Raw genomic sequence first — 9,694 nt, forward strand, 5'->3', positions numbered from 1 at the left:
CCGCACCGGACCGGCCCACAGCGACCGATCGGGGTTGATCCCATGTCACCAACCGAGTCCCGGGCCCCGGTCTTCGCCGCGGTCGACCTCGGGGCGTCCAGCGGCCGGGTCATGGCCGGCCGCGTCGGAGCCGGCACGCTGGAACTGGAGGAGGTCCACCGGTTCCCCAACATCCCCGTGCGGCTGGGCGGGACCCTGCACTGGGACGTCCTCTCCCTCCACCGCGGCGTGCTCGACGGGCTCCGGGCCGCGGGCCGGGCCGCCGGCGGCCGGCCGGCGAGCGTCGGCATCGACTCCTGGGCCGTCGACTACGGGCTCCTCGACGCCACCGGGGCGCTCATCGGGAACCCCGTGCACTACCGCGACAACCGCACCGAACACGCGGCGCGGACGGTGGCGGACGTGCTGCCGCCGGCCGAGCTGTACGCGGCGACCGGCCTCCAGTACCTGCCGTTCAACACCGTCTACCAGCTGGTGGCAGCCCGCGGCACCCCCGCCCTCGCCGCCGCCCGGCGGCTGCTCCTCGTCCCGGACCTGGTCTCGTACTGGCTGACGGGCGAGGCCGGCACCGAGCTGACCAACGCGTCCACCACCCAGCTGATCGACCCGCGGGCCCGCGACTGGAGCCGTCCCGTCGCGGACGCGCTGGGCATCGATCTCGGCCTGTTCCCGCCGCTGCGCCGTCCCGGCGATCCGGCGGGCCGGCTGCTGCCGGACGTCCTGGACGAGACCGGTCTCACCGGGCCGGTGCCGGTGACCGCGGTCGGCTCGCACGACACGGCGTCAGCCGTGGCGGCGGTGCCCGCGCGGGACGAACGGTTCGCGTACATCGCCACCGGTACCTGGTCCCTCGCCGGGATGGAGCTGGACGCACCCGTGCTCACCGAGGAGAGCCGGCGGGCCAACTTCACCAACGAACTCGGCGTCGACGGCACCGTCCGCCATCTGCGGAACGTCATGGGCCTGTGGCTGCTCCAGGAGTGCCTGCGCGCCTGGGAATCAGAGGGCCGCCCGCAGGACCTGGGCGAGCTGCTGCGGCGCGCGGCCGGGGAGCCGGGGCTGCGGTCCGTCGTCGACGCGGCGGATCCGGAGTTCATCGCCCCCGGCCGGATGCCGGACCGGATCGCGGACGCGTGCCGCCGCACGGGGCAGCCGGTGCCGCGCGATCCGGCGGCCGTCACCCGCTGTGTGCTGGACTCCCTGGCGCTCGCCCACCGGCGCGCCGTGGAGGACGCGCAGCGGCTCTCCGGCCGGGTGGCCGACACCGTGCACGTCGTCGGCGGCGGCGCCCGCAACGAACTGCTGTGCCGGCTGACGGCGGACGCCTGCGGGCTGCCGGTCGTCGCCGGCCCCGCCGAGGCGGCCGCGTTCGGCAACGTCCTCGTCCAGGCGCGCGCCGCGGGGGCCGCCGGCGGCGGCCTGCCGGGGCTGCGCGCCCTGCTGCGGGAAACACAGCCGCTGCGGCGTTACGAACCGGCCGGTGATCGACGACCATGGGACCGGGCCGCCGCGCGCATCGCCGGTGACACCGGGCCCGGGAAGCGGGAAGAGCGGGAAGAGGAGGAGCCGTGCGCGTAGCACTGTTCGTGACCTGCATCAACGACACGCTCTACCCGGACACCGGCAGAGCCGTCGTGACCCTCCTCGAACGGCTCGGCGTGCACGTGGACTTCCCCGAGGAGCAGAGCTGCTGCGGGCAGCCGCAGTACAACACCGGCTACCGGCACGGGACGGAGCCGCTGGCCCGGCGCCTCGCCCGGGCCTTCCGCGACCACGACCACGTGGTCGTCCCCTCCGGATCCTGCGCCGCCATGGTGCGGGACAACTACCCGCGGCTGGCGGAGCGGGCCGCGGCCGAGGGCCGCGGCGGAGCGGTCCCCGGCGCCGTCCGGGAGCTGGCCGCCCGCACCCACGAACTCACCGAGTTCCTGGTCGACGTGCTGGGGGTGACCGACGTCGGCGCCTACTTCCCGCACACCGTCACCTACCACCCCACCTGCCACGGGCTGCGGGTGCTCGGCCTCGGCGACCGTCCGCGGCGGCTGCTGGAGCACGTGAAGGGGCTCGAACTGCGGGAGCTGCCGGGCGCCGAGGAGTGCTGCGGCTTCGGCGGCACCTTCGCCGTCAAGAACCCGGCCGTCTCCGCGGCCATGGGCGCCGACAAGGCCCGCAACATCGCCGCCACCGGCGCCGAGACCGTCTGCACCGTCGACAACTCGTGTCTGCTGCACATCGGCGGCACCCTCTCCCGGCTCGGTTCGGGCACCGGACCGGTCCATCTGGCCGAGATCCTCGCCTCGACCGAGGACACCCCCTACACCCCGGCAGGGATCCGATGAGCGGCACCTACCTCGGCATGCCCGCGTTCCCGGAGGCAGCCGCCGAGTCCACCCGCGACCGGCGGCTGCGCGGCAACCTCCGGCACGCGACACACACCATCCGCGACAAGCGGGCCCGGGCCGTCGCCGAGCTGGACGACTGGTCCGCGCTGCGCGCCGCGGGCGCCGCGCTCAAGGACCGTACGCTGCGCCATCTCGACCACTATCTGGAGCAGTTGGAGGAACGGGTCACGGCGGCGGGCGGGCAGGTGCACTGGGCCGCGGACGCCGAGGAGGCCAACCGCATCGTCACCCGGCTCGTCCGGGAGACCGGGGAGACCGAGGCCGTCAAGGTCAAGTCGATGGCCACGCAGGAGACCGGTCTCAACGACGCGCTGGAGCGGGCCGGGATCCGGGCCTACGAGACGGACCTCGCCGAGCTGATCGTGCAGCTCGGCGACGACCTGCCGTCACACATCCTGGTGCCCGCGATCCACCGCAACCGCTCCGAGATCCAGGAGATCTTCCGCACCCGGATGGCGGACTGGGGACGTCCCGCGCCGGACGGGCTCACGGACCGCCCGGCCGATCTGGCCGAGGCCGCGCGGCTGCATCTGCGGGAGAAGTTCCTGCGCGCCCGGGTCGGCGTCTCCGGGGCGAACTTCATGGTGGCCGAGACCGGCACCCTCGTCGTCGTGGAGTCCGAGGGCAACGGCCGGATGTGCCTGACCCTGCCGGAGACCCTGATCTCCGTCGTCGGCATCGAGAAGGTGGTGCCGACCTGGCAGGACCTGGAGGTCTACCTCCAGCTGCTGCCCCGTTCCTCCACCGCCGAGCGGATGAACCCGTACACCTCCACCTGGACCGGCACCACCGACGGCGACGGGCCGAGCGCCTTCCATCTGGTGCTGCTCGACAACGGCCGCACGGACACGCTCGCCGACACCGTCGGGCGGCAGGCGCTGCGCTGCATCCGCTGCTCGGCCTGCCTCAACGTCTGCCCGGTGTACGAACGGGCGGGCGGCCACGCGTACGGATCGCCGTACCCGGGCCCGATCGGCGCCATCCTCACGCCGCAGCTGCGGTCCACGGCGAGCGCCCTGGACGCCTCCCTGCCGTACGCGTCCTCGCTGTGCGGCGCGTGCTACGAGGTGTGCCCGGTCGCCATCGACATCCCCGAGGTCCTGGTGCATCTGCGGGAGCGGGTCGTGCAGGGCGGCCCGGCGGTCGTCCGCGGCGAGAAGGTGGTGCTGAGGCCCGCGCGCGGGCACGCGGCGGAGCGGGCCGCGATGCGTGCGGCCCGCTGGACCCTGGACCGGCCGCGGGCGCTGCGCGCGGGGCAGCGGCTGGCGGCGCGCGGCCGGCGTCTGGTGCCCCGCCGGCTGCCCGGGCCAGGGCGGGCCTGGACGGACACCCGGGACCTGCCCGCCGTACCCGCGGAGTCGTTCCGCGCCTGGTGGCGGCGGACCCGCGGCGACGGCGCGGGACCCGCCGGCGGAGCAGGACCCACCGACGGAGCGGGAGCGGGCCGATGAGCGGCAGGGACGTGGTGCTGGGACGGATCCGGGCGGCGCTGGCCGACGTGCCGCGCGGCGAGCGGCCGGAGGACGTGCCCGTCGAGCGGGGTTATCTGCGGGCGCACGGCAACCGCGGCACGGCGGCCACGGTGGACCTGCTGGCGGAGCATCTCGCCGACTACCGGGCGGTGGTGCACCGCTGCGCGCGGGCCGGGCTGCCGGAGCTGCTGGCCCGGCTGCTGGCGGAGCGCGGATCGCGTACGGCGGTCGTCCCGCGGGGGCTGCCGCCGGAGTGGCTGGCCGCCTCGGACGTGCGGCTCCTGCCGGACCGGCCCGGCACGACGCCGCACGAGCTGGACGCCGTGGACAGCGTGGTCACCGGGTGCGCGGTCGCCGTCGCCGAGACCGGCACCGTGGTCCTGGACGCGGGTCCGGACCAGGGCCGGCGGCGCATCACGCTGGTGCCCGACCACCACATCTGCGTGGTGCGGGTGCCGGAGCAGGTCGTGGACTCCGTGCCGCAGGCGCTGGAGCGGCTGGACCCGGCCCGTCCGCTGACCTGGATCTCCGGGCCGTCGGCGACCAGCGACATCGAGCTGGACCGGGTCGAGGGCGTGCACGGGCCGCGGACGCTCGAGGTGGTCCTGGCCGGGGAGTGAGGCGGCCGGGGGCCGGGCCGCCCGCCGCATATGATGGTGCGCCCCGTCGGGGCACAGGCACGATGAGAAGTGGTGGACAGGTCACGTGGCGCACACGGTGGGCATCAAGGACGTGGCCCGGCAGGCCGGGGTGTCGGTGGGGACGGTCTCCAACGTCCTCAACCGGCCCGACATGGTGGCCGAGGAGACCCGCGCCCGGGTGCTCGCCAGCATCGAACGGCTGGGCTATGTGCGCAGTGAGAGCGCCCGCCAGCTGCGGGCGGGCAGCAGCCGGTTCATCGCGATGCTGGTGCTCGACATGGCCAACCCGTTCTTCGTGACGGTCGCCAAGGGAGCCGAGCGGGCGGCCCGCGAGGCCGGGCTCGGCGTGATGGTCTGCAACAGCGCGGAGAGCCCGGCGGAGGAGGCCGACTATCTCGCGCTCTTCGCCGAACAGCGGGTCCGCGGCGTGCTGGTCACACCGGCGGACACCACCGGCCGCAATCTGGAGTCGTTCCTGCGGCACGGCATCCCGTTCGTGTTCGTCGACCGGGTGCTCTCCAGCGCCGAGGGCTGCTCGGTGTCGGTGGACGACGTGGCGGGCGGCACCCTGGCCGTGCGCCATCTGCTCGCGTCCGGGCACCGCTCCGTGACGTACGTCAGCGGCCCGATGCACCTGACCCAGTGCCGCGACCGGCGCACCGGGGCGCTCGCGGCACTGGCGGAGGCGGGCCTGCCGGCGGAGGCCCTGCAGCACGTGGAGGCCGCCCGGCTCGACGTGGCCTCCGGGATCGACGCGGGCGCGCGGCTGCTCGGACTGCCGGAGCGGCCGACCGCCGTGTTCTGCGCCAATGACCTGCTGGCCCTCGGGGTGCTCCAGGCCATGTACACGGCCGGTGTCGCGGTGCCCGGGGAGGTGGCGATCGTGGGCTACGACGACATCGAGTTCGCGGCCGCCGCGGTCGTGCCGCTCACCTCGGTGCGCCAGCCCGCGGAACGGCTCGGCCGGGCCGCGGCCGAACTGCTGATCGAGGAGACGGGCGCCGCGGCCGACCAGCACGAGCACCGCTCCATCGTGCTCCAGCCCGAGCTGGTGGTCCGCCGCTCCACGCTCGGCCCCCGGGCGGCCGCGCGCCCCGCCGCCCCGTCCGCCTGAGGCACGCGGCTCACCGCCGCCGGCCGTGCCCCGGCCCCGCCCGCCCGGCCGACGCGGACGGTCCCGGCCGTCCCTCCGCGCAGGCACCCGCCCGGACGCGGCGACGGAACACGGCGTACGGACACGGCGTACGGGCAGGGCGTACGGACACCGCCCACGGGCCCGGCGTACGGACACGGCGTGCCGCGGACGGGCGCGGCAGCGGCCCGGCGTGCGCGGGCGGGTCCCCGCGCTGGGAACGGTCGCGTGCGCGGGGGCGGCAGCTGCGGCGTGAGCGGGGACGGGCGCGCACGGGGACCGCGGCGGGCGCCGGGCACGGAAGATCCGCCCCGCCCGGGAGGTGTCGGCGCGGCGCACCGGGAAACCCGCACCCCAGCCGCACTGACCGACGACGGTCCGGCCCGGCGCGACCCGGGCCGGCAGGACGGACGGATACCTATGACCAGCGGGTACACGGGTCCGGAGGACTACGGTCGGGACCCGATCGGAGACTTTCTCGCGCGCTTCCTGGGTTCCTCGGCGGGCGGACGGCGCCCGGGTCCCCGGTACCTCGACTTCGGCCGCCTGATGAGCGAGCCGGCCCGGCGGCTCGTCTCCATCGCGGCCACGTACGCCGCCGAGCACGGCAGCCCGGACCTGGACACGGAGCACCTGCTGCGGGCCGCCCTCACCACCGAGCCGACCCGGGACATGGTCTCGCGGGCCGGGGCGGACCCCGACGAACTCGCCGCCGAGATCGACCGGCAGACCGGCGAGGGCACCCCGCGGAACACGGTCGCGGTCAGCCCGGCCGTGAAGCGGGCGCTGCTCGACGCGCACGACGTGGCCCGCTCCACCGGGGCCTCGTACATCGGGCCGGAGCACGTGCTGATGGCGCTGGCCATCAACCGGGACTCCGCGGCGGGCCAGATCCTCGACGCCGCGCACTTCGACCCGTACACCGGGCCGAACCAGCACGGGGCAACCGCCGCCCCGGGCATCTCCGAGCAGCCGCCGGGGCAGCAGAGCCGGAACACCCCGAATCTCGACAAGTACGGCCGGGACCTGACCGAGCTGGCCCGGGAAGGCCGCATCGATCCGGTGATCGGCCGCGAACAGGAGATCGAGCAGACCGTCGAGGTGCTCGCCCGGCGCGGCAAGAACAATCCCGTGCTGATCGGCGAGGCGGGCGTCGGCAAGACCGCCGTCGTGGAGGGGCTGGCGCAACGCATCACCGACGGCGACGTGCCGGACATCCTGCTCGGCCGCTGCGTCGTGCAGCTCGACCTCGCCGGTGTCGTGGCCGGCACCCGCTACCGCGGTGACTTCGAGGAGCGGCTGAACGGCATCATCGAGGAGATCCGCGCCCACTCGGAGGAACTGATCGTCTTCATCGACGAGCTGCACACCGTCGTCGGCGCGGGCGGCGGCTCCGACAGCGGGCCGATGGACGCGAGCAACATGCTCAAGCCCGCGCTGGCCCGCGGCGAGCTGCACGTGATCGGGGCGACCACGCTGGAGGAGTACCGGCGGCACATCGAGAAGGACGCGGCGCTCGCCCGCCGCTTCCAGCCGGTGATGGTGCCCGAGCCGAACACCGCCGACGCGGCGGAGATCCTGCGCGGCCTGCGCGACCGGTACGAGGCGCACCACCAGGTGCGCTACACCGACGAGGCGCTGCTCGCCGCCGTGGAACTGTCCGACCGGTATCTCACCGAGCGCTTCCTGCCCGACAAGGCGATCGACCTGATGGACCAGGCGGGCGCCCGGGTGCGGCTGCGCTCCTCCACCCGCGGCACGGACGTCCGCGCGCTGGAGCGCGAGGCGGAGCAGCTGAACCTGGACAAGGCGCAGGCGGTGGCCAACGAGGAGTACGAGCGCGCCACCCAGCTGCGCGACCGCATCGTCGAACTGGAGGGCCGGATCCGGGACGGGCGGGGCAAGAAGCGGCCGCACGGCCGCATCCCCGAGGTGACCGTCGAGGACATCGCCGACGTGGTGTCCCGGCAGACCGGCATCCCGGTCAGCAATCTGACGGAGGAGGAGAAGGACCGGCTGCTGGGCCTGGAGCAGCATCTGCGGGAGCGGGTGATCGGGCAGGACGAGGCCGTCACCGCCGTCGCGGACGCGGTGCTGCGCTCCCGGACCGGTCTGGCGAGCCCGGACCGCCCGATCGGCAGCTTCCTCTTCCTCGGGCCGACCGGCGTCGGCAAGACCGAGCTGGCCCGGGCCCTGGCCGAGGCGCTGTTCGGCAGCGAGGACCGGATGGTCCGGCTCGACATGAGCGAGTACCAGGAGAAGCACACCGTCAGCCGGCTGGTCGGGGCTCCCCCGGGTTACGTCGGGTTCGAGGAGGCCGGGCAGTTCACCGAGGCGGTGCGCCGCAACCCGTACTCGCTGCTCCTGCTGGACGAGGTGGAGAAGGCCCACCCGGACGTCTTCAACATGCTGCTCCAGGTGCTCGACGACGGACGGCTGACGGACTCCCAGGGCCGCACGGTCGACTTCACGAACACCGTGATCGTGATGACCAGCAACCTCGGGTCCGAGGCGATCACGGGGCGCGGCCCGTCGCTGGGCTTCGGCGGGGGGAGCGCGGAGGACGACGAGGAGGCCCGCCGGGAGCGGGTGCTGCGGCCGCTGCGCGAGCACTTCCGCCCGGAGTTCCTCAACCGCATCGACGAGATCGTCATCTTCCGGCGGCTCGCCGACGACCAGCTGCGGCGCATCACCGACATGCTGCTGGACGAGACCCGGCGGCGGCTGCGGGCGCAGGAGGTCTCGGTGGAGTTCACCCCGGGGGCCGTCGACTGGCTCGCCCACCGCGGTTACCAGCCGGAGTACGGTGCCCGTCCGCTGCGCCGCACCATCCAGCGGGAGGTGGACAACCAGCTGTCCCGGATGCTGCTGCGGGGCGAGCTGCGGCCGCACCGCCGGCTGCGGGTGGACACGGCCGGGGACGGGCTGGAGTTCCGGCAGGCCGGCGCGGACTCCGAGCCGGCCCCCGCCCCGCCCCCGGAGAAGGACGGACCCGGGGCGGCCTGATCGTCCGTTTCCCGGAGACCGGCGTACACCCGGGGGGCGAGGACCGGCGGTGACGTACACCGGTCGTGGTACACGGGAAGGCGACCGCAAGACGACGACAACGGGGCCGCGCCCGGCGATCGTTGGGGCATGAACAGCGACGTCCCTCTCCCCCGGTGCCGGCCGTGAGCCCGCTCGTGCTCGCGGTGTCCCTGTCACTGGTGTCGGCCGTGGCCTACGCCGCCGCGGCCGTCGTCCAGGAGCGGCTGGCCGCGGACCCCCGCCGGGCCGCCGGACGGTCCGCGCTCTGGCGGAGCGGCCGCTGGTGGACCGCGGTGGCGCTGAACGGGACGGGCGGGCTGCTGCACGTGCTGGCGCTGGGCTTCGGGCCGCTGACGGTGGTGCAGCCGCTGGGCGTGCTGACCCTGGTGTTCGCCCTGCCGCTGGCCGCGCTGTACGGCGGACGGCGGGCCGGCCGGTCCGGGCGGCGGGGCGCGCTGGCGGTGTCGGCGGGGCTGGCGGGGCTGCTGCTCCTGACGGGTACGCGGCCCGCGCGGGCGCTCGGTTCCGCGGACCGGTTCGGGCTGGCGTTGGTGACGGGGGTGGTGCTGGTGCTGCTGGTGGCCCTGGCCTGGGGAACGGGACGGGCGGCCGTGCGCAGTGCCGCGCTCGCGTGCGCGGCCGGTGTCGCCTTCGGTGTCGCGTCGGTGTTCACCAAGACGGTCGCCGGGGACTGGAGCCCGCAGGCGCTCGCCGGGCAGCTGCCGGCGGTCGCGGTGACCGCTGTGCTGGCGGTGACCGGGCTGCTCGCCGCGCAGGCGTCGTACCGGGGCGCCGGGCTGGTCGCGCCGCTGGCCACGGTGACGGTCGCCAATCCGCTGGTCGCCGCGGTGGTGGGGATCGTGCTGCTGGGCGAGGGTTTCCGGTTCGGGGCCCTCTCCGTGCCGCTCGTGCTCACGGCGGGGGCCGTGACGGCGTACGGCCTGGTGCTGCTGACCCGGGACGGGGTGCGCCGGGGCCGGCAGGGCGCCGCGGAGCCGTGCGCCGCGGCGGAACCGCCCG

Annotated in this window: 7 protein-coding genes; all 7 read left to right on the forward strand. The window is 75.1% G+C overall.

Annotated elements, in window-relative coordinates; genetic code table 11:
- Positions 1-42 precede the first annotated feature (42 nt).
- Positions 43-1,578, forward strand: a complete 1,536-nt coding sequence (locus GCU69_RS00420) for a rhamnulokinase (protein ID WP_156204811.1) — start codon at positions 43-45, stop codon at positions 1,576-1,578.
- Positions 1,569-2,339, forward strand: a complete 771-nt coding sequence (locus tag GCU69_RS00425; protein WP_098750626.1) for a (Fe-S)-binding protein — start codon at positions 1,569-1,571, stop codon at positions 2,337-2,339. The genes GCU69_RS00420 and GCU69_RS00425 overlap by 10 nt, the downstream gene beginning before the upstream one ends.
- On the forward strand, positions 2,336-3,853 hold the full coding sequence (locus GCU69_RS00430) for a lactate utilization protein B (protein WP_098750627.1): 1,518 nt from the start codon (positions 2,336-2,338) through the stop codon (positions 3,851-3,853). The genes GCU69_RS00425 and GCU69_RS00430 overlap by 4 nt, the downstream gene beginning before the upstream one ends.
- Positions 3,850-4,494 carry a LutC/YkgG family protein gene (locus tag GCU69_RS00435; protein WP_098750628.1) on the forward strand — a complete coding sequence of 215 codons (645 nt, stop codon included), beginning with the start codon at positions 3,850-3,852 and terminating at the stop codon, positions 4,492-4,494. Before GCU69_RS00430 ends, GCU69_RS00435 begins: the two co-directional genes overlap by 4 nt.
- Positions 4,495-4,579: 85 nt before the next feature.
- Positions 4,580-5,629, forward strand: a complete 1,050-nt coding sequence (locus tag GCU69_RS00440; protein ID WP_098750629.1) for a LacI family DNA-binding transcriptional regulator — start codon at positions 4,580-4,582, stop codon at positions 5,627-5,629.
- A 438-nt stretch (positions 5,630-6,067) separates the two neighbouring features.
- Positions 6,068-8,653 (forward strand): ATP-dependent Clp protease ATP-binding subunit, encoded by a 2,586-nt coding sequence (locus GCU69_RS00445; protein WP_098750630.1) that lies wholly within the window; start codon positions 6,068-6,070, stop codon positions 8,651-8,653.
- Between the two features lie 164 nt (positions 8,654-8,817).
- A partial coding sequence (locus tag GCU69_RS00450; RefSeq protein ID WP_156204812.1) for a DMT family transporter occupies positions 8,818-9,694 on the forward strand: 877 nt, incomplete at its 3' end.

It is taken from the genome of Streptomyces lycii (genome assembly GCF_009735685.1).
In the GTDB taxonomy this organism is placed as follows: domain Bacteria; phylum Actinomycetota; class Actinomycetes; order Streptomycetales; family Streptomycetaceae; genus Streptomyces; species Streptomyces lycii.